General features: G+C 60.9%; 25 protein-coding genes and 1 pseudogene. 9 read left to right on the forward strand and 17 right to left on the reverse strand.

Features of this window, described 5'->3' with window-relative positions; genetic code table 11:
* Positions 1-30: 30 nt before the first annotated feature.
* Positions 31-738 carry a FadR/GntR family transcriptional regulator gene (locus KW849_RS24720; protein WP_218431647.1) on the reverse strand — a complete coding sequence of 236 codons (708 nt, stop codon included), beginning with the start codon at positions 736-738 and terminating at the stop codon, positions 31-33.
* Positions 739-994: 256 nt separating this feature from the next.
* On the opposite strand from KW849_RS24720, the gene KW849_RS24725 reads away from it, so the two are divergent.
* The 5 genes from KW849_RS24725 (at position 995) to ppx (ending at position 5546) form a co-directional block, all read left to right on the forward strand.
* Positions 995-1780: a transporter substrate-binding domain-containing protein gene (locus KW849_RS24725; protein ID WP_218431648.1), complete on the forward strand. Its 786-nt coding sequence runs from the start codon at positions 995-997 to the stop codon at positions 1778-1780.
* A gap of 22 nt (positions 1781-1802) precedes the next feature.
* Positions 1803-2471, forward strand: coding sequence for an amino acid ABC transporter permease (locus KW849_RS24730; RefSeq protein WP_218431649.1), 669 nt, complete (start codon positions 1803-1805; stop codon positions 2469-2471).
* Positions 2468-3118: an amino acid ABC transporter permease gene (locus KW849_RS24735; protein WP_108217176.1), complete on the forward strand. Its 651-nt coding sequence runs from the start codon at positions 2468-2470 to the stop codon at positions 3116-3118. Before KW849_RS24730 ends, KW849_RS24735 begins: the two co-directional genes overlap by 4 nt.
* Positions 3105-3842, forward strand: a complete 738-nt coding sequence (locus KW849_RS24740; protein WP_218431650.1) for an amino acid ABC transporter ATP-binding protein — start codon at positions 3105-3107, stop codon at positions 3840-3842. Before KW849_RS24735 ends, KW849_RS24740 begins: the two co-directional genes overlap by 14 nt.
* Positions 3843-4043: 201 nt before the next feature.
* Positions 4044-5546 (forward strand): exopolyphosphatase, encoded by a 1503-nt coding sequence (ppx, locus tag KW849_RS24745; protein ID WP_218431651.1) that lies wholly within the window; start codon positions 4044-4046, stop codon positions 5544-5546.
* Positions 5547-5717: 171 nt separating this feature from the next.
* Here ppx and ppk1 read toward each other — a convergent pair whose 3' ends face one another.
* Positions 5718-7946, reverse strand: coding sequence for a polyphosphate kinase 1 (gene ppk1 / locus KW849_RS24750; protein ID WP_218431652.1), 2229 nt, complete (start codon positions 7944-7946; stop codon positions 5718-5720).
* An 18-nt stretch (positions 7947-7964) separates the two neighbouring features.
* The gene (gene hemB / locus KW849_RS24755; RefSeq protein ID WP_218431653.1) at positions 7965-8978 is read right to left on the reverse strand and encodes a porphobilinogen synthase; all 1014 of its coding nucleotides are present in this window, start codon (positions 8976-8978) and stop codon (positions 7965-7967) included.
* Positions 8979-9183: 205 nt separating this feature from the next.
* On the opposite strand from hemB, the gene KW849_RS24760 reads away from it, so the two are divergent.
* The gene (locus KW849_RS24760; protein ID WP_218431654.1) at positions 9184-9816 is read left to right on the forward strand and encodes a DedA family protein; all 633 of its coding nucleotides are present in this window, start codon (positions 9184-9186) and stop codon (positions 9814-9816) included.
* On the opposite strand, the pseudogene KW849_RS24765 reads toward KW849_RS24760, so the two are convergent.
* A pseudogene (locus tag KW849_RS24765) lies at positions 9797-11037 on the reverse strand (sterol desaturase family protein). The gene KW849_RS24760 and the pseudogene KW849_RS24765 sit on opposite strands and share 20 nt — an antisense overlap.
* Positions 11038-11152: 115 nt before the next feature.
* Between KW849_RS24765 and elbB the strand changes: the two are divergent.
* The gene (gene elbB, locus KW849_RS24770; RefSeq protein WP_218431655.1) at positions 11153-11821 is read left to right on the forward strand and encodes an isoprenoid biosynthesis glyoxalase ElbB; all 669 of its coding nucleotides are present in this window, start codon (positions 11153-11155) and stop codon (positions 11819-11821) included.
* Between the two features lie 122 nt (positions 11822-11943).
* Here elbB and KW849_RS24775 read toward each other — a convergent pair whose 3' ends face one another.
* From KW849_RS24775 to KW849_RS24795, 5 genes are all read right to left on the reverse strand, one after another.
* On the reverse strand, positions 11944-12399 hold the full coding sequence (locus KW849_RS24775) for a YaiI/YqxD family protein (protein ID WP_218431656.1): 456 nt from the start codon (positions 12397-12399) through the stop codon (positions 11944-11946).
* Between the two features lie 123 nt (positions 12400-12522).
* Positions 12523-14421, reverse strand: coding sequence for a cytochrome c/FTR1 family iron permease (locus KW849_RS24780; RefSeq protein ID WP_218431657.1), 1899 nt, complete (start codon positions 14419-14421; stop codon positions 12523-12525).
* A gap of 162 nt (positions 14422-14583) precedes the next feature.
* The gene (rhtB, locus tag KW849_RS24785; RefSeq protein WP_218431658.1) at positions 14584-15216 is read right to left on the reverse strand and encodes a homoserine/homoserine lactone efflux protein; all 633 of its coding nucleotides are present in this window, start codon (positions 15214-15216) and stop codon (positions 14584-14586) included.
* Positions 15217-15411: 195 nt separating this feature from the next.
* Positions 15412-15993, reverse strand: coding sequence for a mechanosensitive ion channel family protein (locus KW849_RS24790; RefSeq protein WP_218431664.1), 582 nt, complete (start codon positions 15991-15993; stop codon positions 15412-15414).
* Entirely contained in the window at positions 15993-17903 is a 1911-nt protein-coding gene (locus tag KW849_RS24795) for an ATP-binding cassette domain-containing protein (protein WP_218431665.1), read from the reverse strand. The genes KW849_RS24790 and KW849_RS24795 overlap by 1 nt, the downstream gene beginning before the upstream one ends.
* Before the next feature lie 50 nt (positions 17904-17953).
* On the opposite strand from KW849_RS24795, the gene KW849_RS24800 reads away from it, so the two are divergent.
* Positions 17954-18418: a TIGR02444 family protein gene (locus KW849_RS24800; RefSeq protein ID WP_218431666.1), complete on the forward strand. Its 465-nt coding sequence runs from the start codon at positions 17954-17956 to the stop codon at positions 18416-18418.
* Here the strand turns inward: KW849_RS24800 and KW849_RS24805 are convergent.
* Positions 18415-19479, reverse strand: a complete 1065-nt coding sequence (locus KW849_RS24805) for an AlgP family protein (protein WP_218431667.1) — start codon at positions 19477-19479, stop codon at positions 18415-18417. The genes KW849_RS24800 and KW849_RS24805 overlap by 4 nt on opposite strands.
* A gap of 192 nt (positions 19480-19671) precedes the next feature.
* On the opposite strand from KW849_RS24805, the gene KW849_RS24810 reads away from it, so the two are divergent.
* Positions 19672-20337: an FKBP-type peptidyl-prolyl cis-trans isomerase gene (locus KW849_RS24810; RefSeq protein WP_218431668.1), complete on the forward strand. Its 666-nt coding sequence runs from the start codon at positions 19672-19674 to the stop codon at positions 20335-20337.
* A gap of 60 nt (positions 20338-20397) precedes the next feature.
* On the opposite strand, the gene rsd is transcribed toward KW849_RS24810, so the two are convergent.
* From rsd to KW849_RS24845, 7 genes are all read right to left on the reverse strand, one after another.
* Complete coding sequence (gene rsd, locus KW849_RS24815) at positions 20398-20856, reverse strand: sigma D regulator (RefSeq protein ID WP_218431669.1); 459 nt, start codon at positions 20854-20856, stop codon at positions 20398-20400.
* 178 nt (positions 20857-21034) lie between these two features.
* Positions 21035-21586, reverse strand: a complete 552-nt coding sequence (locus KW849_RS24820; RefSeq protein ID WP_218431670.1) for a disulfide bond formation protein B — start codon at positions 21584-21586, stop codon at positions 21035-21037.
* Positions 21587-21849: 263 nt separating this feature from the next.
* Positions 21850-23088, reverse strand: a complete 1239-nt coding sequence (locus KW849_RS24825; protein ID WP_218431671.1) for a heme biosynthesis protein HemY — start codon at positions 23086-23088, stop codon at positions 21850-21852.
* Positions 23085-24254, reverse strand: coding sequence for a uroporphyrinogen-III C-methyltransferase (locus tag KW849_RS24830; RefSeq protein WP_218431672.1), 1170 nt, complete (start codon positions 24252-24254; stop codon positions 23085-23087). The genes KW849_RS24825 and KW849_RS24830 overlap by 4 nt, the downstream gene beginning before the upstream one ends.
* Positions 24255-24270: 16 nt before the next feature.
* Positions 24271-25038: a uroporphyrinogen-III synthase gene (locus KW849_RS24835; RefSeq protein ID WP_218431673.1), complete on the reverse strand. Its 768-nt coding sequence runs from the start codon at positions 25036-25038 to the stop codon at positions 24271-24273.
* On the reverse strand, positions 25035-25976 hold the full coding sequence (gene hemC, locus KW849_RS24840; protein ID WP_218431674.1) for a hydroxymethylbilane synthase: 942 nt from the start codon (positions 25974-25976) through the stop codon (positions 25035-25037). The genes KW849_RS24835 and hemC overlap by 4 nt, the downstream gene beginning before the upstream one ends.
* A 138-nt stretch (positions 25977-26114) precedes the next feature.
* Positions 26115-26861 (reverse strand): LytTR family DNA-binding domain-containing protein, encoded by a 747-nt coding sequence (locus KW849_RS24845; protein WP_218431675.1) that lies wholly within the window; start codon positions 26859-26861, stop codon positions 26115-26117.
* Positions 26862-26910 lie beyond the last annotated feature (49 nt).

Genomic DNA, 26910 nt, shown 5'->3' on the forward strand with positions numbered 1-26910 from the left:
GGTGTTCCATGAGTTTGGGTATAGCCCAGGTCACGCCGTGGCGGGAGCGACGAAGGCGATTCCAGTGCGCAACGCCGCGTTACGCACATGCTCACACATGGCTTTCTGTGCGGCGCCAGAGGCTCGGCGAGCCAGCGCGCGAAGGATCTTGCGGTGTTCCTGCCAGGTTTCCATGGCCCGCTCGGCCCGGATGAACGGTAGCTTCTGACTCTCCAGGAAGATGTCGGCACTGGCAGTCAGGATACTCAGCATCGCCTGATTGCCGCTGGCCAGCAGGATGCGTCGGTGGAATTCAAAGTCCAGCCGCGCCGCCGCTTCGAAATCGGCGGCTTTCAGTTCGTTGCGCATGGCGGCGACATTGTCTTGCAGCGCATCGAGCTCATCGATGCTCAAGGTCACGGCCGCCAGCCCCGCGGCAAACCCCTCCAGCGCGTAGCGCAACTGGAAGATATCCAGCGGCGAAGCCTGCGCCGCGAACGGCCAGCCTGGCGCTGCCTCGCCTCGCGGCAGCTCCACCGGCGCCTGCACGAACACGCCTTTGCCCGGCTGGATGCTGATCACGCCCAGCGCACTCAACGATGACAACGCCTCGCGCAACGATGCCCGACTAACCCCCAATTGCACCGCCAGTTCCCGTTGCGAGGGCAATGCATCCCCCGGTCCGAAGCCCTGCTCGGTAATCAGTTTGCGGATGGCCTGCAGCGCCACTTCAGGTACGGCACGGGAGATCGAATTCATGGTTTTCCAAACGAACCAGGACAATGTGCGCCCAGTTGTAAAGCTATTCACGACGCCCGGCAAGTCGTGCCCCATGGGGGTTCGGCAATTTTCCTGGCTGCGCTATCGGGGTGCGAAATACAACCTGACTGTTCAGACCAGTAAGACCGTTCGACACCAGCAAAACCGCGCCCTGGCGCCCTCAAAACCCCAAGTTGGCATGGCCCATGCTCTGTCGATCCGCAGAAATCACTCCTCGCCGATCCGGAGATTTGCCATGACCCAGCGTTACCGCGCCCTCCTCGCTGCCCTGTTTGCCAGCCTGCTGCTGAGCCAGGTCCCCGCCCACGCCGACGGTCTGGACGATGTGGTCAAGCGCGGAGTCCTCAAGGTCGCCGTGCCCCAGGACTTCCCGCCCTTCGGCTCGGTCGGCCCGGACATGCAACCCCGGGGACTCGACATCGACACCGCGAAACTGCTGGCCAACCAGCTCAAGGTCAAACTCGAACTGACGCCGGTCAACAGCACCAACCGCATCCCGTTCCTCACCACCGGCAAGGTCGACCTGGTGATCTCCAGCCTCGGCAAGAACCCGGAACGCGAAAAAGTCATCGACTTCTCCCGCGCCTACGCGCCGTTTTACCTCGCTGTATTCGGTCCGCCAGACGCCAGCATCAACGGTCTGGACGATCTCAAGGGCAAGACCATCAGCGTGACCCGCGGCGCCATCGAAGACATCGAGCTGACCAAGGTCGCCCCCGAAGGTGTGACCATCAAGCGCTTCGAAGACAACAACTCGACCATCGCCGCGTATCTGGCGGGCCAGGTCGACCTGATCGCCAGCGGCAACGTGGTGATGGTGGCGATCAGCGAGAAAAGTCCGAAACGCGTGCCAGCGCTGAAAGTGAAGCTCAAGGATTCGCCGGTCTACATCGGTGTTAACAAGAACGAGCCGGCGCTGCTGGATAAGGTCAACCAGATCCTCGTCACCGCCAAGAGCGACGGCGCACTGGAGAAAAACGCCCTCACCTGGCTGAAAGAACCGCTGCCGGCCGATCTCTGATTCGGCGCGCTGGAGACGTTTTATGGCTTATCAGTTCGATTTCCTGCCGGTGGTGAACAACACCGACCTGTTGCTGCGCGGTGCATTGTTCACCCTTGAGCTGACAGCCATTGGCGCGGTGCTTGGGGTGGGCCTGGGCATCGCCGGGGCGCTGGTGCGAGCGTGGAACATCCGGCCTTTCGCGGGGATTTTCGCGGTCTATGTCGAATCGATCCGCAACACACCATTTCTAGTGCAGTTGTTTTTCATCTTCTTCGGTTTGCCGTCCCTGGGTGTGCAGATTTCCGAATGGCAGGCGGCGGTGCTGGCGATGGTCATCAACCTCGGCGCCTATTCGACCGAGATTATCCGCGCTGGCATCCAGGCGATCCCCCGCGGCCAGCTGGAAGCCGCGGCGGCGTTGGCGATGACACGTTTCGAAGCCTTTCGTCACGTGGTGCTGCTGCCGGCGCTGGGTAAGGTTTGGCCAGCCCTGAGCAGCCAGATCATCATCGTGATGCTCGGCTCGGCGGTGTGTTCACAGATTGCCACTGAAGAGCTGAGCTTCGCGGCCAACTTCATTCAATCGCGCAACTTCCGAGCCTTTGAAACCTATGCCCTGACCACGCTGCTCTATCTGTGCATGGCGCTGCTGATCCGCCAATTGCTGAACTGGATCGGGCATCGGTTTATCGCGAGGAACAACCAATGAGCGATTTCACCTTCTGGGACATCGTGCGCAACCTGCTCACCGGCCTGCAATGGACGCTGGCGCTGTCGCTGGTGGCGTTCATTGGCGGCGGATTGATCGGTTTGCTGATCATGGTCATGCGCATCTCGGATAAATCCCTGCCGCGCAGTTTCGCTCGCACTTACATCGAACTGTTCCAGGGCACGCCGCTGTTGATGCAGCTGTTCCTGGTGTTTTTTGGCGTGGCGCTGGCCGGGGTGGAGATTTCGCCGTGGATGGCGGCGGCGATCGCGCTGACGCTGTTCACCAGCGCTTACCTGGCGGAGATCTGGCGCGGTTGCGTCGAGTCGATTCCCAACGGCCAGTGGGAAGCCTCGTCGAGCCTGGCGCTGAACCCGCTGGAGCAACTGCGCTACGTGATCCTGCCACAAGCCCTGCGTATCGCCGTGGCGCCGACTGTGGGCTTCTCCGTGCAAGTGGTCAAAGGCACCGCCGTCACCTCGATCATCGGTTTCACCGAGCTGACCAAGACTGGCGGCATGCTCGCCAACGCCACCTTCGAACCTTTCATGGTCTACGGCCTCGTCGCCCTCGGCTATTTCCTGCTCTGTTATCCCTTGTCGCTCAGTGCGCGCTACCTGGAAAGGAGACTGCATGCCTCTGCTTAGAATTTCCGCCCTGCATAAATACTATGGCGATCACCATGTGCTCAAAGGCATCGACCTGAGTGTCGAGGAAGGCCAGGTGGTGGCGATCATCGGCCGCAGCGGCTCGGGCAAGTCCACTCTGCTGCGTACCCTCAACGGCCTGGAGTCGATCAACGACGGTGTGATCGAAGTCGACGGCGAATACCTCGACGCCGCCCGCGCCGACCTGCGCAGCCTGCGGCAGAAAGTCGGCATGGTGTTCCAACAGTTCAACCTGTTCCCGCACCTGACCGTGGGTGAGAACGTGATGCTCGCGCCGCAAGTGGTGCAGAAAGCACCAAAAGCCAAGGCCGCCGAACTGGCGCGGCAGATGCTGGAGCGGGTCGGGTTGGGGGAAAAATTCGATGCCTTCCCGGATCGACTGTCCGGCGGGCAGCAACAGCGGGTGGCGATTGCCCGTGCCCTGGCGATGTCGCCGAAAGTGCTGCTGTGCGATGAAATCACCTCGGCCCTGGACCCGGAGCTGGTCAATGAAGTGCTGAGCGTGGTTCGGCAACTGGCGAAGGAAGGCATGACGCTGATCATGGTCACCCACGAAATGCGCTTCGCACGGGAGGTTGGGGACAAGTTGGTGTTCATGCACCAGGGCAAGGTGCATGAGGTTGGGGATCCGAAAGTACTGTTCGCCAACCCGCAGACGGCAGAGCTGGCGAATTTCATCGGGACGGTTGAGGCTGTGGCCTGAAAGATTTTCGGCGCCGCTCAGGCCGTCATCGCGAGCAGGCTCGCTCCCACATTGGTTGTGTGTCGGTCGTGGGATTAGAGGCAACATGGGACCCTGTGGGAGCGAGCCTGCTCGCGATTGACCGCGAAGCGGTCACCTACGCGTTGGCGGCAGCCTTTGATCGTGGCACGATGTCGAGGTTATCGACCGAGACCCCTGACCATGCCGCAATCCCAAGCCAAGAATCTGTCCCTGATCGCCGCAATCGACCTGGGCTCCAACAGCTTTCACATGGTCGTGGCCAAGGCCCAGAACGGCGAGATCCGTATTCTCGAGCGTCTCGGGGAGAAGGTTCAGCTGGCCGCCGGCATCGACGAAGAGCGCCATCTCAACGAAGAATCGATGCAGCGCGGGCTCGACTGCCTCAAGCGCTTCGCCCAACTGATCAGCGGTATGCCCACCGGCGCCGTTCGCATCGTCGGCACCAACGCCTTGCGTGAAGCCCGCAACCGCGCCGAATTCATCCGTCGCGCCGAAGAAATCCTCGGCCACCCGGTGGAAGTCATTTCCGGTCGTGAAGAAGCGCGCCTGATCTACCTCGGCGTGTCCCACACCCTCGCCGATACCCCGGGCAAGCGCCTGGTGGCCGACATCGGCGGCGGCAGTACCGAATTCATCATTGGCCAGCGCTTCGAACCGCTGCTGCGCGAAAGCCTGCAGATGGGTTGCGTCAGCTACACCCAGCGCTATTTCAAGGACGGCAAGATCACCCCGGCCCGTTACGCCCAGGCGTACACCGCGGCGCGGCTGGAGATCATGAGCATCGAGCATGCCCTGCACCGCCTGACCTGGGATGAAGCCATCGGTTCCTCGGGCACCATCCGCGCCATCGGTCTGGCGTTGAAGGCTGGCGGTCACGGCACCGGCGAGGTCAATGCCGAAGGCCTGGCCTGGCTCAAGCGCAAACTGATCAAGCTGGGCGATGTCGAGAAAATCGATTTCGAAGGAATCAAACCGGATCGCCGGGCGATTTTCCCCGCCGGCCTGGCGATCCTCGAAGCGATCTTCGACGCCCTCGAACTGCAACGCATGGATCACTGCGAAGGCGCCCTGCGCGAAGGCGTACTCTATGACCTGCTGGGCCGCCATCATCACGAAGACGTGCGCGAGCGCACCCTCACTTCACTGATGGAGCGCTACCACGTCGATCAAGAGCAAGCGGTACGGGTCGAGCGCAAGGCGCTGCATGCGTTCGATCAGGTGGCCGCGGACTGGGATCTGGAAGACGGCGTCTGGCGTGAACTGCTCGGCTGGGCGGCCAAGGTCCATGAAGTGGGCCTGGACATTGCTCACTATCAGTACCACAAGCACGGCGCCTACCTGATCGAGCACTCCGACCTCGCCGGGTTCTCCCGCGAAGACCAGTTGATGCTCGCGCTACTGGTGCGCGGCCACCGCCGCAATATTCCCAAGGACAAGTTCGCCGATTTCGGCGACGACGGCATCAAGCTGATTCGTCTGTGCGTGCTGCTGCGCTTTGCGATCCTGTTCCACCACATCCGTGGCACCCAGCAAATGCCCCAGGTGGAACTGAACGCCTATGGCAATAGCCTGGAAGTGGTGTTCCCGGAGAACTGGCTGGACGAAAACCAGCTGACCCAGGCCGACTTCGAAATCGAAGCGCAATGGCTGACCCGGGTCGATATCGTGTTGAGCGCTCGCTAGAGCCCCTGTAGGAGCGAGCTTGCTCGCGAAAAACCTGAGGGCAACGCGTTTATCCAGGCTGTACGCATAATCGTTCACGCCCATCGCGAGCAAGCTCGCTCCTACAGTGGGCAGTGCAGAATGAAAAAGGGCGATCCATTTGGATCGCCCTTTTTGTCTGCCTGATCCGCGTTACCGCACCGTCAGTATCGGGCTGCCCAAACGCTCCAGCAATGTCGCCTGGGCACTGCGCGGGTTCTGGTTTCCGGTCGGTGTATTACGCACGTAACGACCGTCCGACTGCAGGCTCCAGCTGTGGGTGTTATCGGTCAGATACATCTCCAGCTCTTTCTTGACCCGCATGATCAGCTTCTTGCCTTCCACCGGGAAGCAAGTCTCGACGCGCTTGTCGAGGTTGCGCTCCATCCAGTCGGCACTGGACAGGAACATCTGCTCGTCGCCGCCGTTGAGGAAGTAGAAGACCCGGGTGTGTTCCAGGAAGCGGCCAATGATCGAACGCACGTGGATGTTGTGGGAGACCCCAGTGATGCCCGGCCGCAGGCAGCACATGCCACGCACCACCAGATCGATGCGCACGCCTGACTGGCTGGCCTTGTACAGCGCACGGATGATCTTCGGATCGGTCAGCGAGTTGAATTTGGCGATGATGTGCGCCGGTTTGCCGTCGAGGGCGAACTGGGTTTCGCGGGCAATCATGTCGAGCATGCCCTTTTTCAGGGTAAACGGCGCGTGCAGCAATTTCTTCATGCGCAGCGTCTTGCCCATGCCGATCAACTGACTGAACAGTTTGCCGACGTCTTCGCACAAAGCGTCGTCGGAAGTCAGCAGGCTGTAGTCGGTGTACAGGCGGGCGTTGCCGGCGTGGTAGTTGCCCGTACCGAGGTGCGCGTAACGCACGATTTCACCCGCCTCGCGACGCAGGATCAGCATCATCTTGGCGTGTGTCTTGAAGCCGACCACGCCATAGATCACTACCGCACCGGCCGCTTGCAGACGGCTGGCCAGTTGCAGGTTGGACTCTTCGTCGAACCGCGCACGCAGTTCGATCACCGCGGTGACTTCCTTGCCGTTACGCGCAGCATCCACCAGCGCATCGACGATTTCCGAGTTGGCGCCGGAGCGATACAGCGTCTGGCGCACCGCCAACACGTGCGGATCCTTGGCAGCCTGACGCAGCAGGTCGACCACCGGGGTGAACGACTCGAACGGGTGCAGCAGCAGGATGTCCTGCTTGCTGATCACGCTGAAAATGTTCTCGCTGTTCTGCAGCAGTTTCGGAATCTGCGGGGTGAACGGCAGGTATTGCAGCTCGCGCTGGCTGTCGAGGCCGGTGATGCTGAACAGCCGCGTCAGGTTCACCGGACCGTTGACCTGATACAACTCCGACTCGCTCAGGTTGAATTGCTTGAGCAGGTAGTCGGACAGGTGTTTCGGACAGGTATCAGCCACTTCCAGACGTACCGCATCGCCATAACGACGGGAGAACAGCTCGCCACGCAAGGCGCGGGCCAGGTCTTCTACATCTTCGGAGTCCAGCGCCAGGTCGGCGTTCCGGGTCAGGCGGAACTGGTAACAGCCCTTGACCTTCATGCCCTGGAACAGGTCATCGGCGTGGGCGTGGATCATCGACGACAGGAACACATAGTTGTCGCCAGCGCCGCCGACTTCTTCCGGCACCTTGATGATGCGCGGCAGCAGACGCGGTGCCGGGATGATCGCAAGGCCGGAGTCACGACCGAACGCATCGATACCTTCGAGTTCGACGATGAAGTTCAGGCTCTTGTTCACCAGCAACGGGAACGGGTGCGTCGGGTCGAGGCCGATCGGGGTGATGATCGGGGCGATCTCGTCGCGGAAATAGCGGCGGACCCAGGTTTTGAGCTTGGTCGTCCAATTGCGGCGACGGATGAAGCGGACCTGATGCTTTTCCAGCTCCGGCAACAGAATGTCATTGAGGATTGCGTACTGACGATCGACGTGACCGTGAACCAGCTCACTGATGCGAGCCAGGGCCTGGTGCGGCTGCAGACCATCGGCGCCAGCCTGTTCACGGGCGAAGGTGATCTGCTTCTTCAGGCCGGCGACACGAATTTCGAAGAACTCGTCCAGGTTGCTGGAGAAGATCAACAGAAACTTCAGCCGCTCCAGCAACGGGTAGGACTCGTCCAGCGCCTGCTCCAGCACGCGGATATTGAACTGCAGTTGCGAGAGCTCGCGGTGGATGTACAGGCTGCTGTCATCCAGACCGGGAATGGCCACCGCCGGCGCTGGCGCTGGTGCAGCGGTTTCGACGACCGCTGCGGGCGGAGCTGGCTCCAGCTCCGGCGGGGTCTCGTCGACTTGCTCCACCACAGGTTGAGCGTCTTTTACGGCAACTTCAGTGAGCACTTCGGTATTCATCGAATGTTCCTGGGAGGGCTATTTTTGCTCTCGTAACAATTGAGCGGCACGAACGGCAAAGTACGTCAGGATGCCATCTGCCCCTGCACGTTTGAAAGCGGTCAGGGACTCGAGGATAACCCCTTCGCTCAACCAGCCATTCTGGATCGCCGCCATGTGCATGGCGTATTCGCCGCTGACTTGATAAACAAACGTCGGCACTTTGAATTCTTCTTTTACCCGGCACAGGATGTCCAGGTACGGCATGCCTGGCTTGACCATGACCATGTCTGCACCTTCTGACAAGTCCGCCGCCACTTCGTGCAGGGCTTCGTTGCTGTTGGCCGGGTCCATCTGATAGGAGGCCTTGTTGGCCTTGCCCAGGTTCAGCGCCGAACCGACCGCATCGCGGAACGGGCCGTAATAGGCGCTGGCGTACTTGGCCGAGTAGGCCATGATCCGCACGTTGACGTGACCGGCCACCTCGAGGGCTTCGCGGATCGCCTGGATGCGGCCGTCCATCATGTCCGATGGCGCCACGACCTGGGCGCCGGCTTCGGCGTGGGACAGGGCTTGCCTGACCAGTGCGTCGACGGTGATGTCGTTCTGCACGTAGCCTTCTTCATCAAGAATGCCGTCCTGGCCGTGGGTGGTGAACGGGTCCAGGGCGACATCGGTGATCACGCCCAGCTCAGGGAATTGCGCACGCAGCGCACGGGTCGCGCGTTGGGCGATACCTTGCGGGTTCCACGCTTCGGCGGCGTCCAGCGACTTGAGCTGCGAGGGTGTTACCGGGAACAGCGCCAGCGCCGGAATCCCCAGTTCGACCCACTTGGCCGCCTCTTCCAGTAACAGGTCAATGGTCAGGCGTTCGACACCCGGCATCGAGGCCACCGCTTCGCGACGGTTTTCACCGTCCAGCACGAATACCGGCAGGATCAGGTCATCGACGGTCAGGACATTTTCACGGACCAGACGACGCGAGAAGTCGTCACGACGGTTGCGGCGCAGGCGGGTTGCGGGGAACAAACGATTGGCGGGGGTAAAGCTCACGGCAGACTCCTGAGCCCGCAGACGTGCGAGCGTGACAGTTATAAGCGGCCATTATGACGAACGTATTACAGTTATGCGCACGCTGCGACAGGTAGCCGCATTCCATTGTCGTTGTAGGAAATGTTCACGTCGAGACACATTTGGACACTTTCCTGAATGTGTCCGAAGGGTTAGGCTGCGCGTTCATTTCGCCAGCACCCAGACAATGCTCCAACAATTTCTGCATGACTTCGGCTACTTTGCCCTTTTTCTAGGCACGTTCTTCGAAGGCGAAACCATTCTGGTACTCGCGGGCTTCCTCGCGTTCCGTGGATACATGGACATCAACCTGGTGGTGGTCGTGGCCTTCTTCGGTAGCTATGCCGGCGACCAGCTGTGGTATTTCCTGGGACGCAAGCACGGCCGCAAGCTGCTGGCGCGCAAACCGCGCTGGCAGATGATGGGTGACCGGGCGCTGGAACACATTCGCAGGCACCCGGACATCTGGGTATTGAGCTTTCGCTTCGTCTACGGCTTGCGCACGGTCATGCCGGTGGCCATCGGGTTGTCAGGTTATCCGCCGGGCCGTTACCTGCTGCTCAACGGTATTGGCGCGGCGATCTGGGCCGCCGCATTGGCGGCGGCCGCGTACCATTTCGGCGCCGTGCTCGAAGGCATGCTTGGCAGCGTGAAGAAGTACGAACTCTGGGTACTCGGCGCCCTGCTGGTACTGGGCTTCGTGCTATGGCTGCGCCGGCGCTTCAAGAATGCCCGCCTGGCCAAGCAGGTCTACGCCGACGAACAAGCCCTGAAAGCTGCGCGGACCAACATCGAAGGCCCTACGACGCCAACCGAGTGATGCGGTTCCTGCAACAGTAGAGACCGATGCCACTCAACAGGCTGTAACTGAGCAGGCCGACCCAGCCCACCGCGCTGGCCGGCCACAACCCCACCATCGGGGCCAGCCATACCAATGGCAGATTCGACGCCAGCCGCACCCACTCCAGCTTCAACGCCCACGGGCGATTCTCCAGGGCCACGCCCAGCACAAACAGACCGAACGCCACCGCCCCCCAACCCAACCCAACACCAGGGCGACGACCGGCAGCTTCGGCTCAAAATTCATCAAGTAGCTGCCCAGCGCGATGTAGGCGCAGAACTGCAACAAGACGTAGAGCTGCTGGCGCCCGTCCAGCGGCACCTCGAATTTGCGAAACTGGCTCAGGTCCGGCTTGTTCATCGGGTATTTGGCCGCCACGTCCGCCGGCCGCCAGCCGGTGCGCATGAACCAGATCCGCAGCTTGTCCCAGGTGCTTTCGGTACGCCGCGCATCTGCCCACAACTGCGCGTAGAACTGCACGTTTGCCCACACAGGATTCCAGCTCGCCAGCGGCGTGGTCACACCGAAGATCACTGGCTCGTTGTCGTCTTCTTCCTGGAACGAGCCGAACAGACGGTCCCAAATAATGAACACGCCGCCGTAGTTGCGATCCATGTAGAGAGCATTCTGTGCATGGTGAGCCCGATGATTGGACGGCGTGACAAAGAACCATTCGAACCAGCCGAGCTTGGGAATGTGCCGGGTGTGCACCCAGAACTGGTAGAGCAGGTTCAGCGCCGCGACGCTGACGAACATCAGCAGCGGCACGCCGAACACGGCCATAGGCAGATAGAAGATCCAGCTCAGCAGGAATCCGGTACTGGTCTGGCGCAACGCCGTGGACAGGTTGTAGTCCTCACTCTGGTGATGCACCGAATGGGCGGCCCAGAGGATGTTGCGCTCGTGGCCCATGCGGTGCAGCCAGTAGTAGCAGAAGTCATAGAAGACAAAAGCGAACACCCAGACCCACACACTGTCGACCGACAGTTCGAACAGCGCCAGGTACTTGAGGGCGAACGCGTAGGTCACCAGCCCCACGCCTTTGGTCAGCAGTCCCGTGGTGGTCGACAGCACACCGGTGCTGATGCTGTTGATCGCGTCCGCCACCCGATAATTACTGACCCCGCGCCAGCGGTCGGCCAGCAGTTCGACGGCGATCAGCACAAAGAAAAACGGCACCGCATACAGAATGAAGTCCATGACACGCCCTGACCGGAATCTTGAGGACAGATGCTATGTGTAGCCGTGAATTAACCCTATGGCAACGAGTGACAAATTAGTGGACATTTAACGCCATGAATCTGGAGAAAAGCCCATGAGCAAAAAAGTTGCAGTGATCCTTTCCGGTTGTGGCGTGTACGACGGCGCCGAGCTCCACGAGAGCGTCATCACCCTGCTGCGTCTGGACCAGCGCGGTGCTCAGGTGCAGTGTTTCGCACCGAACATCGCGCAGTTGCAGGTGATCAATCACCTGACCGGCGAAGAAATGCCTGAATCGCGCAACGTGCTGGTGGAGTCGGCACGGATAGCCCGGGGCAACATCAAGGATATCCGTGACGCGAACGTCGATGAGTTCGATGCGCTGATCGTGCCCGGCGGCTTCGGCTCGGCCAAGAACCTGTCCAACTTCGCCATCGAAGGCGCTGGCTGCACCGTTCAACCGGATGTCCTGGCACTGACCGAAGCCTTTGCCGAGGCCGGCAAGCCCGTGGGGTTGATGTGTATCTCCCCTGCCCTGGCGGCAAAGATCTACGGCCCCGGCGTCACCTGCACCATCGGCAATGACACCGACACCGCTGCCGCGATGAACAAGATGGGCGCCACCCATGCCGATTGCGCGGTCAGTGACATCGTCGAGGACAAGGCACGCAAACTGGTGAGCACACCGGCTTACATGCTGGCGCAATCGATCAGTGAGGCAGCGTCCGGCATCAACAAACTCGTGGACCGCGTGCTCGAACTGACACACGAAAACGACGCCTGACATTGTTCAGGACTGTAGGAGCGAGCTTGCTCGCGAAAGACGTGAGAGCGCCGCGTTCATCCAGCCAGCACTCGTCATCGTTGACGTCCATCGTCGGAGCGCCGCCCGGAGCAAGCTCGCTCCTACAGTTTGCCGGCCAGCCGGGTGAGGATCCGGTCCAGCGCATTGGCAAACGCCTGCTTCTCACGGTCGCCGAACGGCGCTGGCCCCCCACCCATTTGCCCCTGTTCGCGCAAATCGGTGAACAGGTTGCGCACCGCCAGCCGCTCTCCCATGTTCTGCGCATCAAACTCCTTGCCCCGGGGGTCGAGCGCCGCCACGCCCTTCTTCACCAGACGGTCGGCCAGCGGCACATCGCTGCAAATCACCAGCTCACCGGGCACCGCGTGCTCCACCAGATAATCGTCCGCCGCATCCGGACCGCTCGGCACCACGATCAACTTGACCAGCGCCAGCCCCGGTTTGGTCTGCGGCTGCCCGGCCACCAGCACCACTTCGAACTGGCGCTTGAGGGCGAACTTCACCACCAGATCCTTGGCTGCCCGCGGACAGGCATCGGCATCGATCCACACACGCATTGAATTTTCCTCTGTTGAAAAGCATCGTCGGAACGCCGCCCGGGGCAAGCCACGCTCCCACAGGTTAACGCTAAACCTGTGGGAGCGTGGCTTGCCCGCGAAAGTGAGCGAAGCGAATGCCGTTTAAGAAACCTGCACCCGCTGCCTCTCAACCACCCGGCTACGACCGTACAACACGACAATCGCAATGATCGCCACAACCTGGGCACTCAGCGAATACGCATCGGCATGGATCCCCAACCATTCAAAGTCAAAGAACAGCACCGGTCGAGTGCCGAAGATCCCGGCTTCTTGCAGCGCTTTCACGCCATGCCCGGCAAACACTACCGACAAGGCGCACAAAAGACCTGCGTTGATGCTGAAGAACAGCGCCAGCGGCAGCTTCGCCGAACCGCGCAAAATCACCCAGGCCAGGCCGACCAGCAGCACCAGCGCCGTGGCCCCTCCGGCCAGCACCGCGTTGTGCCCAGCCGGACCTGCCTGCAACCACAGGGTTTCGTAGAACAGAATCACTTCGAACAGTTCGCGATACACCGAGAAAAACGCCAGGGTCGCAAAGCCGAAACGCCCACCGCCACCCACCAGGCTGGTCTTGATGTAATCCTGCCAGGCCGCCGCGTGACGACGGTCATGCATCCACACGCCCAGCCACAACACCATGACACTGGCAAACAAGGCTGTCGCGCCTTCCAGCAATTCGCGCTGCGAACCGCTGACATCGATCACATAGGCTGCCAGCGCCCAGGTACCCAGCCCCGCCAGAAACGCCAACCCCCAACCGGCGTTGACGCTGCGCACCGCCGCCTGTTGACCCGTGTTGCGCAGGAAAGCCAGGATCGCCGCCAGCACCAGAATCGCTTCCAGACCTTCACGCAGCAGAATCAGCAGGCCGGAAATGTAACTCAGCGACCAGCTCAAACCCTCGTTGCCCAACAGGCCAGCCGATGCCTTCAACTTGGCCTTGGCCACGTCCAGACGCTGCTCGACCTCGCTCACCGGCAGGCCATCCTGCAACGACTGACGGTAGGCCATCAGGGATTTTTCAGTGTCTTTACGCACGTTGGCGTCAATGTTATCCAGCGAGCTCTCAACCAGCTCGAAGCCTTCCAGATACGCCGCTACGGATAAGTCATAAGCCTGATCATGCTCACCAGCACGATACGCCGCGATGCTCTTGTCCAGAGTGGCTGCGGTGTAGTCGAGCAGTTGTGCCGGGCCACGCTTGACCTGCGGCGGTTGTGCTCGCTGGGCACGGAAGGTCGCGGCGGCTTGCGGGCCTTCGGCGGCCAGCACTTCGGCCGGGATCTGACGAGCGAGGTCGGCGATGTTGTAGGTCTTTTCAGCCTTGGCCGTCGCCGAGTCGACACTGAAACTGGCGATATAGGTGGCCAGGTCCCAACGCTGACGATCATCCAGTTGATCGGCAAAGGCCGGCATGTCAGTCCCTTCGACGCCCAAGCCCAAGGTGCTGTAGATCGCGTAGAGGCTCAGTCGATCCAGTCGTGTGGTGTCACGCAGATTGGATGGCGGTGGCGTCATGCCGACACCTGCCGGGCCGTCGCCTGCCCCTGTATCGCCATGGCAGACCGAGCAATGCTGAGCGTACAGCGGCGCGCCACGCGCCGGGTCCGGCGTAATGAGCGGGGCCTGGCTGACTTCATAGGCCACGGCCAGCTTTGCACCGAGTTGCCGGGCCTGGCGAGAGACATCAGCACCGTCCTGACGGGCGCCGATGGAATTTCCCAGCGCGGTCAGGCTTTGCTCCAGCGCGGCTTTTTCCGGTTTGGCCGGCATGGCCGCCATCAGACTTCCCAGCGTCTTGACCGACTCTTGCTGCGCGCGAAATCCGGCCTGGTCCGTGATGCTGCCCGCCTGCACCGTATCCGGGTAATCCGCGCCGATGTAATCGAGCAAGTGCAGCGCCTGCGGCGCACCTTCGGCGGGGGCGGCCAGCAGTTTAACGCTGCACGCCGCGAACAACGGCAGCAGCAACCAGGCCAGCAAACGGGAGGGGGCAATCATGAATGAATCTCAGTTGGAAAAACGAAGTTACATATTGTTAACGCCCAACGGGTTTCGCTCAAGCATTGTCGGGACTTCCGGTGAAATCACGGGCTCTCCAAGGTATTGATACACCAATGAAAAAGGCGACCTCATGGGTCGCCTTCCTGGATTTTCGCGGGTTTAGACCGCAGCTTTGCGCAGCGTCGCCATGAATGCTGCCGCACCGATGAACAGTCCGGCAAAGGTCCGATTCATGCGTTTTTGCTGTTTCGGTGTGCGCAGCAGACGCAGCACCCTGGACGCCAGACCGGTGTAGCCAGCCATGACGATCAAGTCGACGCAGATCATGGTCACGCCGATCACCAGATACTGAATCAGTAGTGGGGCATGGGGGTCGATGAACTGCGGCAACACCGCCAGCATGAACACCAGGGCCTTGGGGTTACTGATGTTCACCAGGAAACCACGGAACACCAGGGCCAGAGGCTTGCCGATCTGACGCACCGCCGCGTCATCGCTCATATCGCTGGGCAGCGCACGCCATTGCTTGATCGCGAGGTAGACCAGGTACGCCACGCCGAACCATTTGATCGCATAGAAGGCTGTGGCCGACGCCGTCAGAATCGCGCCCACACCGGCGCCGACAATGGCGATCTGCACTGCAAGGCCCAATTGCAGACCCAGGGCATTCCAGTAGCCGCGCCAGAATCCGTATTGCAGACCGCTGGACATCGACGCAATGGCACCGGCACCGGGGGACAGGCTGATCACCCAGCAGGCGGCAAAAAACGCCAGCCATGTTTGAAGCTCCATTTCACACCTCGACTCAGACTCGTGACAGATGTCTAAGCTAATGCGGCTTTGATTGGATGACTACCGATTTTTTACAGGACATGGCGACTGCTAACAGCCAAAAAGCAAAGAACGCAGCCTTCGGCAGCTCCTACAGGGAAACGCATTCCAATGCAGGAGCTGCCGAAGGCTGCGTTCTTTAGATCTTGAGCTGGCTTACTTCTCAAACCCGCTTGAAGGGAAACCATCCGTCCCGCGCCAGCGCCGCACCGAACGCTGGAAGAACAAACTGTTGGGCACTTGCACCATGGCGCTGCCAGTGCCGAGTTCTTCGGCCTCGACCAGCGTGGTGTAGAGGAGATTGATCGCCACCACCCGACCTTTGACGCCAGGCTTGTCGGTGGTGTCCACCAACTCGACCACGTCGCCGATGCGGAACGGGCCGACGGTAAAGATCAGGATCGCGCACAGCAGGTTCGACAGCACGCTCCACATGGCGAAAAACGCCACCGCCGCGACCGCGACAAAACCGGATAGCGCGGTCCAGAGCACCGTGGCCGAAACCCCGAGGCGCTCCAGCACGAAAATCAACGCACTGCCCATGATCAGCCAGCGCAGGCCCCCGCGCAGCGGCATCAGCAACTGCGGCGGAAACGGGTAGCGCTCACCGAGACGAGTCAGGCATTTGGCAACAAAGCGCTGGGCGATGTAACCGGCGAACAGGATCAGCAGGATTTGCACGCCAAGCCAGATCGGCTCGACCCACACCGCCGGCAACGGCAGCTTGAAGGCGTCCATCAGGACAGCGCCTCCAGCTCCGCCTGCATGCTTTCCAGCAATTCCAGGGCTTCCATCCACGCTTCTTCCAGTTGCGCCTCACGCACCTTCAACTTGGCCTGTTCAGCCAGCAGATCACGCAAGTCGTTCTTGCGTGCCGGTTCGTAGATGTCACTGTCGCCGAGGCTGGCATCGATTTTCGCCAGCTTTTCGTGGAGCTTGCCCAGCTCGGTTTCAAGCTTGTCAGCTTCACGCTTGTGCGGCGCCAGTTGCTGACGCAACGCAGCAGCGGCCTGACGCTGGGCTTTCTTGTCAGTCTTGTCCGGGTTGACCGGCGTGTTACTGACCGGGGCATTGCGCTGGCGATACTCCACCAGCCAACGGGTGTAGTCCTCCAGGTCGCCGTCGAATTCCTCGACCTTGCCGTCCGCCACCAGATAGAAATTGTCGGTGGTGCTTTTGAGCAAATGCCGGTCGTGGGAGACCACCAGTACCGCACCACTGAATTCCTGCAGGGCCATGGTCAGCGCCAGGCGCATTTCCAGGTCCAGATGGTTGGTCGGTTCGTCGAGCAGCAGCAAGTTCGGCCGATCCCAGGCAATCAACGCCAAAGCCAGACGCGCCTTCTCGCCACCAGAGAAATTCAACACCGGCTCGTCGATTCGCGCACCACGGAAGTCGAAGCCGCCGAGGAAGTCGCGCAGGGTCTGTTCGCGCTCGGTCGGCGCCAGACGCTGCAGGTGCAGCAACGGGCTGGCCTTGGAATCCAGAGAATCGAGTTGATGCTGGGCGAAGTAACCGACCACGGTGTTCTCGCCACGGGTCAAGCGGCCGGCCAATGGCGAGAGCTCACCCGCGAGGTTCTTGATCAGGGTCGATTTGCCGGCGCCGTTAGGGCCGAGCAAACCGATTCGCGCACCCGGGGTCAGTTGCAGCTTGACCTTCTCCAGCACGGCTTTGTCGCCGTAACCCAGGCGGGCATCGGACAGGTCGATCAGCGGGCTGGAGATTTTCTGCGATTCACGGAAGACAAAATCGAACGGCGAGTCGACGTGGGCCGCGGTCAGCTCTTCCATCCGCTCCAGTGCCTTGATCCGGCTCTGGGCCTGACGGGCCTTGGTGGCCTGGGCCTTGAAGCGGGCGATGTAGCTTTCCATGTGCGCACGTTGCACCTGCTGCTTCTCGTAGGCCTGCTGTTGCTGGGCCAGGCGTTCGGCACGGGCGCGCTCGAAGGCGCTGTAGCCACCGCGGTACAGGGTGATCTTGCGCTGATCGACGTGGGCCACGTGATCGACCACGGCATCGAGGAAGTCCCGGTCGTGGGAGATCAGCATCAGGGTGCCCGGATAGCTCTTGAGCCATTCCTCAAGCCAGATGATGGCGTCGAGATCCAGGTGGTTGGTCGGTTCGTCGAGCAGCAGCAGGTCCGATGGGCACATCAGGGCCTGCGCCAGGTTCAGGCGCATCCGCCAGCCACCGGAGAAATCCCCGACCTGACGATCCATCTGCTCGTTAGTGAACCCGAGACCGGCCAGCAACTTGCGCGCCCGGGCGTCGGCGGTGTAACCGTCGGCGCTGTCGAGTTCGGAGTGCAGGCGGGCCTGTGCGGCACCGTCATGGGCTGCTTCGGCTGCCGCCAGGTCGCATTGCACCTGGCGCAGGCGCAGGTCGCCATCGAGCACGTAGTCGACCGCCAGGCGTTCGAGGGTGTCGACCTCCTGGCGCATGTGGGCGATACGCCAGTCGGCCGGCAGGAAGCAATCACCCGAGTCCGGGTGCAGTTCGCCCCGAAGTAAGGCGAACAGGCTCGATTTGCCGGCGCCATTGGCACCGATGAGACCGGCTTTCTGGCCGGCGTGCAGGGTCAGCTCGGCGTCTTCTAGCAGACGTTGCGGGCCACGCTGTAAAGTCAGGTTCTGAAGTCGAATCATAATGGCGGCGGAGTCTACCAGCTTCGCTCGCAACTGGCGCGAGTAGCACTATGTCCTCTGACCTGTGGAGCTTTTCCCTGACCATTTACGCCCGCCCGGGCGTTGAGCAGGCATGCCTGCAATTGCAGTCGGCGGGAGTCAATGTGTGCCTGTTGCTGTGCTGTGCGTGGCTGGGACAGCGAGGTGTGGCCTGCGATGAACAGAGCTTGCAGCAACTGCGTAGCGTGGCCGTCGCCTGGGAAGCCGATGTCGTGCGGCCGCTACGGGCCTTGCGTACGCAATGGAAAACCGCAGCCTCGGAAGACGCCGGTTTGCATACCCTGCGTGAACAAGTGAAGGCACTGGAGCTGGAAGCCGAACGGCATCTGTTGTTGCGGCTGGAGAGAGCGGCGCAGAGTTGGCCGCAAAATGCCGAGACCGATCTATCGGCCTGGCTGGAAGGTGCGGCGGCGGAGGCCGCCCACCTGCACCGCGACGCGCTGCATCAGCTGCGCGTCGCGGTAACCGGCACTTAGGAAGCGCTGGTTGGGGTGGTTACAGCGCTCGAAGTTGCGGTAGGCGTTGGCGCTGGCGCGGCTGTCGAGGGAGTTGCTGCAGGTGCTGCTGGAGCAGCCGGAGCGACTGGCTTGGCAACCGATGCTGTGGCTGGCTTCGCGGCAACCGGTTTTTTCACCGCAGGTTTGGCCGCTGGTTTTGCAGCAGCCGGTTTGGCAGCGGCTGGTTTTGCGGCTGGTTTGGCAGCCGCTTTTACCGCAGGTTTTGCCGCTGGCTTGACTGCTGTTTTGGCTGCTGGTTTTGCAGCAACAGGTTTTGCAGCCGGCTTGGCAGCAGGTTTCGCAGCAGCGGTACGGGCAGCGGGTTTAGCGGCCGGTTTGGCAGCTGGTTTGGCAGCCGCTTTAGCGGCGGCGGTTCTAGCCACGGCAGGTTTGGCAGCAGCGGCTTTTGCAGCGGCAGGTCGTGCAGCGGCAGGTTTGGCAGCCGTGGTTTTAGCCGCAGGTTTTGCGGCGCTGGCAGCAGCTGGTTTTCTCGCAGCCGGTTTTGCAGCAGGTTTGGCTGCGGCAGTTTTCGCTACTGGTTTGGCAACTGCCGGTTTTGCGGCAGCAGGCTTGGCCGGTGCTTTTGCAGCAGCCGGTTTGGCAGCGGCTTTCTTCGCAGGTACCGCAGCAGGTTTGGCTGCACGCAGGGACAACGCCTTGCCGACAGCCTCTTGTACACGACCGACGCCCTGGGCCAGTTTCAGGCTTTCCTGAGCATCGCGCTTGAGTTGCAGAATGTAGCTGCGGGTTTCCGATTGACGATTTTTGAGGGTATCGAGCAGCTCCTCAAGATCGGCCACTGCGCCCTTGGCCTTGGCTTGTGCCTTGGCTTTTCCGGCCGCCGCAGCGTCCTGCAATTTGGTGCGGGATTTGTGCAGTTTTTCTTGCGCTTGTCCGCGCTGCTTTTCCAGTTTGGCGAGCAGTTTTTCAGCATCAGCCAAGGCTTCGGAACAAGCGGTTTCCAGATGCTCGAGCAGGCTGCGCGATAGTTGTTGGAGCAGGTGCAATGGAGTTTTTACTGGCTTCTTGGTGGCCGACATGGTTTACCTCCTGGCTGAAGTGAGTGCGGCTCATACTAGACCTCTGCTGCAACCGCCGCTAGGGCATGTTGACACTATCGAAAGCCCCGCGTTGCAAAGGATCGAAAAACTTCTGCCTCGACGCAAAAGCAGCTCACCGTTGCGTGCATTCTCACTGGCATAATCGCCCGCAATTCAGGTCGGAGAGTGCCCATGTCGCGCTACCTTTTTTTATCGCTGTGCGTGTTTTTTTCGGTGGCCCAGGCCGCCGAAAAAACGCAGGAAAATGAAGCCCACGATCTCGCTTACAGCCTGGGCGCAAGCCTTGGCGAACGCTTGCGCCAGGAGGCTCCCGACCTGCAGCTCCAGGCACTGGTCGAAGGATTGCAGCAGGCCTATCAGGGCAAAGCACTGGCGCTGAAGGACGAGCAGATCCAGCAGATACTGAACGAGCACGAAGCCCGGATCGCCATGCAGTCAGCCGAGCCGCAAAGCGAAATGGCGCTGGAAAAGGAACAGCGTTTTCTCGCCACAGAAAAGGCCAGGCCCGGCGTGCGCGAACTGGCTGATGGCGTGTTGCTGGAGGAGTTGACGCCTGGCACTGGCGCCAAGGCCGGACCGAACGGCAAAGTGCAGGTGCTGTACATCGGTCGCTTGCCAGACGGCACAGTGTTCGATCAGAACAGCCAGCCACAATGGTTCAGTCTCGACAGCGTGATCGCCGGATGGCGCAGCGCATTGCAAAACATGCCGGTCGGGGCGAAATGGCGACTGGTGATTCCATCGGCCCAAGCCTATGGCGCCGACGGTGCCGGCGACGTGATCGCACCGTTCACCCCATTGGTATTCGAAGTTGAATTGCGTGGCACAACCAACTGACAGCGGAAATGAAAAACGGCGTGCCTTGGCACGCCGTTTCGGGGTCTTGCAGGAGGTGCTTCAGGCCTGAACCGAATCGACTTCCTTGTGGGCTGTGTGCAGCACTTCGATCAGGCAGTCTTCCAGTTCGAAGCGTTCGTGCAACAGGCCACCCAGTTCCTTGAACTTCTCGGCGACACATTTGCCTTCATCGCACAGGTCATTGAACGCCAGCAGCTTCTCGGTAATTACGTCGATGCGCGGGTAGATCGTCTCGGCGAGTTCAAGACCACGCTTGTCGTTGAAAGCCTTGGCTTCCCCGGTAAGTTGTTCGTAGATCTCAAAGTGGCCGGCTGACACGTAATCGACCAGCACGCCGCAGAACTCCTGCAATGGCTTGCGATTCGTGGACAGTGCCTCTGGATCGGCACCGAGCTTGTCGTATGCATCGATCAGCTCTTTGCGCTCCTGCAACCAGCGATCGATCAGCAGGTGCACTCCACCCCAGCGTTCCTGAGCATTCTGACAACTTTCGAGCATGGTGATCTCTCTTCCCTTGTGGGTCAGCTGCTCAATGCCCGTCGCCCTCTTGTTACGTCGGGGGCGATTTCAGGCAGAGCGTCATCGAGCAACATAATTCCAATGACACGTGCGGGCCAGATTATGCCCGCACGACACTGGCTTCAAGGTACGCAGGCGATAAAGTTCATACAAGTGTTTAATCGCCCGCGAAGGCCCGGTGCGACGACTCGCCGCTGAGTGGTCGCTGATAGCGGGTCCAGACCAGTCGCAACGACTGGTAAACGGCCAGAATCATCATCGCGACGAAGAACAGCAGGCTCCACTCGGTGAGACTCAGATCGAACAGTGTCCAGGAAATTTCCACACAATCGGCAGCACCCTTGAACATTTGTTGTACGACGGATAGCCACGGAGAACTGGCCAATACGTCCGCCAGATCGGTCGAGCACGTCGCTGCCTGTTCCGTCGGAAGGCTTTGCAGCAGGACCTGTCGCCACGCCGTGACAGTGCCGGCGAAACTGCAACAAAGACTGAGCAGCCAATACAGAACGTTTCCAATGCGACCGGGGCCATGGACCGAAGCCAACAGGCAGACACCGGCAAAGAGCGCCATGCAAAAACGTTGCAACAGACACAATCCACAAGGCCGCAGGCCGACTGCATATTCCAGGTGGTAGGAAACGCCCATCGCCAGAGCGCCCGCAATGAAAGCCATGAAAAACAAGGAGCGTGAGCAGGCCAAAGACATGGCTTTTCCGTAAAAGTAGTGACAGACCATTACGGTAGAGGAAAGCGCGACAGCCTTACAAGGCAAGTGCCCACAGAGACTTCAGCACAGGTGTAGGGAAATCCCGACGCAGGCGAGAGGAAAAAATGTAGTCCTCTGTAGGACTTTTCCTGCGACGAGATGCGGCAACTGAATTTCAACTCATCATCGCACTGCGGCGAGGGCGATCACTCCTTCGCCGCAGGTCATCGCTCAGACGCCGGAACCTGGCGCCAGCGAACGGGTCAAGCGCGGACTGGCACTGGCAGAGGGGCCGCGAGCAAGCGTTCATCCAATAACCCCAGGCCTTCCTGAAACAGCTGGTTGCTGCGCTCGGTATCGCCCATCTGCGCCAGCAAGCGTGCCAGTTCCGCACAGGCTTCCGGATTGCGTTGTACACGCAGGCTGCTTTCCAGATAGTCGCGGGCCTTGCCCCACAAGCTGTTTTGCAGACATAGACGACCCAGTGTCAGTAGCAGGCCAGGATCGGCCGGATGGTCCTTGAGCCAGCCTTCGGCGGCCTGCAACTGGCGGGCCGGATCATTGCCGCGAACCAGTCCGTAGAGTCGTGCCAGATGACTGTCGTAGCTGCGTTTTAGGGCAGTACGCAGCACTTCTTCGGCCTCGACCTGAGCCCCCAATTGCCGCAGTTGTTCGGCATACGCGAGCACCAGTTGCGGCTCCTGACGCTGTGCCGAGGTCAGTTGTTGCCAGGCACGTTCAAGCGATTGCTGCCCCACCGTTCCGTCTTCTTCCCGTTGCGCTGCCAGGGACAAGTTCGCCCCCCAGGCCCGATGCTCCAGCTCGGCGAGCTCGGCCGCCGGCAGGATTTTATCTTTGCGCAGCTCCGGTAGCAGGCGAATCACTGCCGACCAGTCACCACGCTGCTGCAGCAAACGCTGCAACTGCCGCAGGGTCTGTGCGTTATGAGGATGGCGTTCACGCATGGCTTGCAGGGTGGCGAGGGCACCGTCGGTATCACCGCGATCGGTCTGCAACTGAGCGTGGCTCAAGGCGATAGCCAACTCGGCCTGAGGCTGACGCTCCAGGGCGCGCTCCAGCAAGTTGTCGCTTTCTTCGTAATTGCCTTGTTCGTTCGCGGCACGGGCCGCACCGAGGTAGTAAAGCAGCGGCTGGCGCTCGGCTTCAGCGGCCCGATGCAAGTGACGTTGCGCACTTGCCCAGCGACCCTCGGCCAGGTCCAGTTGACCGTGTTCGATCGCCACCTGCACCCGACGACTGCGGTTACGCCGCGACCACGGATTGACCACGCCACTGGAAGCCATCACCAGTTCGACCAGCGACTTGATGCCCCAGATCACCAGCCAGAGCACAGCCACCAGCGCCAAGGTAGCCCACAGGCTCGACTCATAGCGGAAGGTCTTGTAGGCAATCAGCACATAGCCGGAGTGTTCGGCAATCGCCAGCCCAAGCGCAGCGGCAGCGGCGATCACGAGAAACACGATCACATAGAGGCGTCTCATGGCGTAGCCTCCGGCGCGGCGTTCGCGGCAGGCCTGGCCATTGGCTTGACCGAATCCTCGGCGTTGACATTGCGCCGTTCCAGATACCCCTGCACCGCGCTCAGGGTGCCGGTCATATCTGGCGTGACTACAGTGACAGGTTGCTTGCTCAACTCGGCCACCTGCTCAAGCATCACTTTGCTTTGTGCGTTGTCCGGGTTGAAGTTGCCCCTGAGGATGTCCTTCGCTTCGTCCAGCACTTGGGAGTAAACCGCCGCCTGGCCATTGAGTGCGGCCCACTGCGCTTGCTCTAGCGCCAGGCTCAGGGCCAGGCGTACCTGACTCAGGCTCTGGCCGGCCAGCAATGGACGAACGTTTTTGTCAGCATTGAAATCGATACGGATGTAGCGCGAAATCTGATCCCACCATTGCGCCCAGCGACTGGCACCGTCGCCATCGGCGGTCAGGCCCAGCAACGAATCCCCGCGGTCCTTGTACTCCGGCGCCAGCTCGGTGAGACTGGCCACTTGATCGCGCAGCGCGCCCAGACGCAGAAACAGCCCGGTGCGATCCGGTTGCTCGGTACTGCGCAAGGCAATCAGGGTCCTGGCCACCTGCTCGCGAGCAGCAAAGGCGCCTGGGTCGTTCTGCTCGCGCAGAATCTCGTCGGCACCCTGGACCAGTGCCTGGGCGCTGCTGATGTCCTGCAAGGCAGACAGTCGCAGACTGGCCAGACGCAGGAGGTGCTCGGCCTCGGCCAAACGCCAATCCTTGCGACTGGCGCCGAGTATGGTTTCCAGGCGCTGGTTCAACCGCTGCTGATCACCTTGCAACTGAATGACCAGACGGCTACGTGCTTCCAGTTCATCGGCGGGAGGTAATTGCGCCAGGCGTGCACTCAGGCGCTCCTCATTGAGCTTGAGGTTTTGCGCCTGATCATTCAGCGCCTGCATCTGGCTCAGTTGCTGCTGATTATTGGCTTGCAGGTGACGCACCTGCCAGACACCCCAACCGCCCACCGCGACACCGGCCGCACCCAACAGCAGCGCAATGATTGCCAGACCATTGCCTCGACGCTGCCCGGCAGCAGGTGGCGGCGGTGGCGTCGGCATTTCATCAACAGGAGCATCAACAGGTGCATCGAGCACCCGTCGCGAGTCATCTTTAGGCAAGGCTGTTTCGCTCACGTATCCATCCTTTGCATTAGAAAACGGGTACGGGATGCTCCCGTAACGCCGTCAGCAAGGCCGCGGCACTCGCGCCGCGACAATCCACAACTGTTTTGGCCCCGGCGGCACGCGCCAGCTCGGCAACCCTGGGGCTTGGTACAAACAATGGCAACTGCGCCAACTGCGGCCAGGCGTCGCCGGCCAGTTGATGCAGGTGCTCAAAACCTTGTCCACTGCTGACCACCAGCCCGTTCAGGCGTTCCGCCTGGATCCGCTCCGGCAGCGCTGTCGGAGGGTAAATCGGCAATGCCCGGCGGTACAGTTCCAGATACTCGACACTAGCACCAAGCTCACGCAAACGCTCCGCCAGCAACTCGCGCCCGCCCTCCCCGCGCAGGATCAACACTCGTGCATCGGGATGTGCGATAGCCTCGCGTAGTCGGGGTAATTCGAGCAAGGCTTCACTGTCATCGCCTTCTGCCGGGAAGCTCACGTCCAATCCGTGATCCTCGAGGATCTGCGCAGTCGCCGCGCCGACGCTGAACCACTTCACACCGGGCGGCGTTGGCCAGTACCGCTCGAGCAGATCGACGCCGATCCGGGCGGCCGGCTTGCTGACCACAATGACCGCGCAGAACTGATCCAGCGTCAGAATCACCTGGCGCATTGTGTCAGTGACCGCAATCGGCATGATGTCCAAAAGCGGCAGACTGTTACTGAATATCCCCTGCTCAGCCAAAAGACTGCTCAGCGCCGCCGACTCATCGGCGGGACGCGTCAGCAGCAAGCGCCAGCCGATCACTCGTGACCAGCCTCGCCATAGACCGCTTTGAGTATGGCGTCGGCACCCTGGCTGAGAAGGTCTTCGGCCACCCGCACCCCCAGCGCTTCGGCATCGCCGCGAGGAGCCCGGGCCTCTGCGCTGAGCAGCAGACCACCCTTTGGATCGCCCACCAGACCGCGCAACCACAGCTGCTCACCTTCCAGTACGGCGTAGCAGGCAATCGGCACCTGGCAGCCGCCATTGAGGTGCTTGTTGAGAGAACGTTCGGCGGTCACGCGGGTGGCGGTGTCCTGATGATGCAGGGGCGCCAGCAGAGCATGGATTTCACGGTCGGCGCTGCGGCATTCGATACCCACCGCGCCTTGACCACCGGCTGGAAGGCTGTCGTCGACACTGATGGCCGAGGTAATGCGATCTTCAAATCCCAGGCGTATCAGGCCGGCAGCGGCGAGGATGATGGCGTCGTATTCGCCGGCATCGAGCTTGGCCAGGCGCGTATTGACGTTGCCGCGCAGGAAACGGATTTCCAGGTCCGGGCGACGGGTCAGCAATTGAGCCTGGCGGCGCAGGCTGGAGGTGCCGACGATGCTGCCCTGGGGCAACTCATCCAGGCTGGCATAGGTGTTGGAAACGAACGCATCGCGCGGGTCTTCCCGCTCGCAGATGCAGAACAGACCAAGGCCTTCGGGGAAGTCCATCGGCACGTCCTTCATGGAGTGCACGGCGATGTCGGCTTCATTGTCCAGCAGCGCGGTTTCGAGCTCCTTGACGAACAGGCCCTTGCCACCGATTTTCGACAGCGGTGAGTCAAGCAGCTTGTCACCACGACTGACCATGGGGACGAGAGTGACCAGCAGGCCCGGATGGGCCGCTTCAAGACGGGCTTTGACGTATTCGGCCTGCCACAGGGCGAGAGCGCTTTTGCGGGTGGCGATGCGGATCTGACGAGAGGACATGGATCAATCCGTACTGAATAGATACGGCGGATAATAACATCTCAGCCAAATCCACTTTGACTTGTATCAGATACTACTCGGCCTCCCTGGCCCCGGATGTCCGGCAATCGGGTGTGAAATTCGCCTGCGAACAGCTGTTTAAAGCTGTTGCATCATTTTGCGCACGCCAGCCACATGGCGTCGACTGACGATCAGCGCATCACCGTTGAGACCTTTGAGAAACAGCTGAAAATGTCCCAAGGGGGTGCGCTGCAGTCGCTCGATACGCTCGCGGGCGACCAGTGCATTGCGATGGATGCGCACGAAGCGGTCACCGAATTCGTCCTCGAGGGCCTTGAGCGGCTCATCGAGCAGCACTTCGCCGCCTTCGTGGCGCAAGGTCACGTATTTGTGGTCGGCAATGAAGTACACCACCTGATCCAGCGGAATCAGCTCAATCCCTTTACGGGTCCGGGCGCTGATATGGCTACGCGGGCCGCTGCCGCTTTCGGCAGCAGGACGGGTCAGGGCGGAGAGTTGGGAACGATTGGGGCGCTCAGCTCTCTTTAATGCGTCATGTAATTGTTCAGTTCTCACAGGTTTCACCAGATAGCCTACGGCGCTGGCCTGTAAGGCTTCCACGGTAAATTCATCGGGCCCGGCGCAGAACACTACGGCGGGAGGGGTTTCACGTTCGCACAATCGCGCAGCCACTTGCAGGCCATCGAGGCCGGGCATGCGGATATCAAGCAGCACGATATCCGGTTTGTGGCTGTCGATCAGTGCCAACGCCTCTTCGCCATTCGTGGCACTAGGCTCCATGACACTGTATCCCTCGAGTTCGCCAACCATTCGGCTCAGGCGCTCGCGGGCCAAGGGTTCGTCATCAACGATCAGGACATTCATATTGCGCTGGATTCCTGCGTGAGTCTCGCACAAGGATAGCGTAGACAGG

This window comes from Pseudomonas sp. PDM26 (genome assembly GCF_019219185.1).
GTDB lineage: Bacteria > Pseudomonadota > Gammaproteobacteria > Pseudomonadales > Pseudomonadaceae > Aquipseudomonas.

What these genes read in the sequence shown, in the direction of transcription:
- KW849_RS24720 (WP_218431647.1), bottom strand. Translation starts at nt 738, where the DNA reads ATGAATTCGATCTCCCGTGCCGTACCTGAAGTGGCGCTGCAGGCCATC.
- KW849_RS24725 (WP_218431648.1), top strand. Translation starts at nt 995, where the DNA reads ATGACCCAGCGTTACCGCGCCCTCCTCGCTGCCCTGTTTGCCAGCCTG.
- KW849_RS24730 (WP_218431649.1), top strand. Translation starts at nt 1,803, where the DNA reads ATGGCTTATCAGTTCGATTTCCTGCCGGTGGTGAACAACACCGACCTG.
- KW849_RS24735 (WP_108217176.1), top strand. Translation starts at nt 2,468, where the DNA reads ATGAGCGATTTCACCTTCTGGGACATCGTGCGCAACCTGCTCACCGGC.
- KW849_RS24740 (WP_218431650.1), top strand. Translation starts at nt 3,105, where the DNA reads ATGCCTCTGCTTAGAATTTCCGCCCTGCATAAATACTATGGCGATCAC.
- ppx (WP_218431651.1), top strand. Translation starts at nt 4,044, where the DNA reads ATGCCGCAATCCCAAGCCAAGAATCTGTCCCTGATCGCCGCAATCGAC.
- ppk1 (WP_218431652.1), bottom strand. Translation starts at nt 7,946, where the DNA reads ATGAATACCGAAGTGCTCACTGAAGTTGCCGTAAAAGACGCTCAACCT.
- KW849_RS24760 (WP_218431654.1), top strand. Translation starts at nt 9,184, where the DNA reads ATGCTCCAACAATTTCTGCATGACTTCGGCTACTTTGCCCTTTTTCTA.
- elbB (WP_218431655.1), top strand. Translation starts at nt 11,153, where the DNA reads ATGAGCAAAAAAGTTGCAGTGATCCTTTCCGGTTGTGGCGTGTACGAC.
- KW849_RS24775 (WP_218431656.1), bottom strand. Translation starts at nt 12,399, where the DNA reads ATGCGTGTGTGGATCGATGCCGATGCCTGTCCGCGGGCAGCCAAGGAT.
- KW849_RS24780 (WP_218431657.1), bottom strand. Translation starts at nt 14,421, where the DNA reads ATGATTGCCCCCTCCCGTTTGCTGGCCTGGTTGCTGCTGCCGTTGTTC.
- rhtB (WP_218431658.1), bottom strand. Translation starts at nt 15,216, where the DNA reads ATGGAGCTTCAAACATGGCTGGCGTTTTTTGCCGCCTGCTGGGTGATC.
- KW849_RS24790 (WP_218431664.1), bottom strand. Translation starts at nt 15,993, where the DNA reads ATGGACGCCTTCAAGCTGCCGTTGCCGGCGGTGTGGGTCGAGCCGATC.
- KW849_RS24795 (WP_218431665.1), bottom strand. Translation starts at nt 17,903, where the DNA reads ATGATTCGACTTCAGAACCTGACTTTACAGCGTGGCCCGCAACGTCTG.
- KW849_RS24800 (WP_218431666.1), top strand. Translation starts at nt 17,954, where the DNA reads ATGTCCTCTGACCTGTGGAGCTTTTCCCTGACCATTTACGCCCGCCCG.
- KW849_RS24805 (WP_218431667.1), bottom strand. Translation starts at nt 19,479, where the DNA reads ATGTCGGCCACCAAGAAGCCAGTAAAAACTCCATTGCACCTGCTCCAA.
- KW849_RS24810 (WP_218431668.1), top strand. Translation starts at nt 19,672, where the DNA reads ATGTCGCGCTACCTTTTTTTATCGCTGTGCGTGTTTTTTTCGGTGGCC.
- rsd (WP_218431669.1), bottom strand. Translation starts at nt 20,856, where the DNA reads ATGCTCGAAAGTTGTCAGAATGCTCAGGAACGCTGGGGTGGAGTGCAC.
- KW849_RS24820 (WP_218431670.1), bottom strand. Translation starts at nt 21,586, where the DNA reads ATGTCTTTGGCCTGCTCACGCTCCTTGTTTTTCATGGCTTTCATTGCG.
- KW849_RS24825 (WP_218431671.1), bottom strand. Translation starts at nt 23,088, where the DNA reads ATGAGACGCCTCTATGTGATCGTGTTTCTCGTGATCGCCGCTGCCGCT.
- hemC (WP_218431674.1), bottom strand. Translation starts at nt 25,976, where the DNA reads ATGTCCTCTCGTCAGATCCGCATCGCCACCCGCAAAAGCGCTCTCGCC.
- KW849_RS24845 (WP_218431675.1), bottom strand. Translation starts at nt 26,861, where the DNA reads ATGAATGTCCTGATCGTTGATGACGAACCCTTGGCCCGCGAGCGCCTG.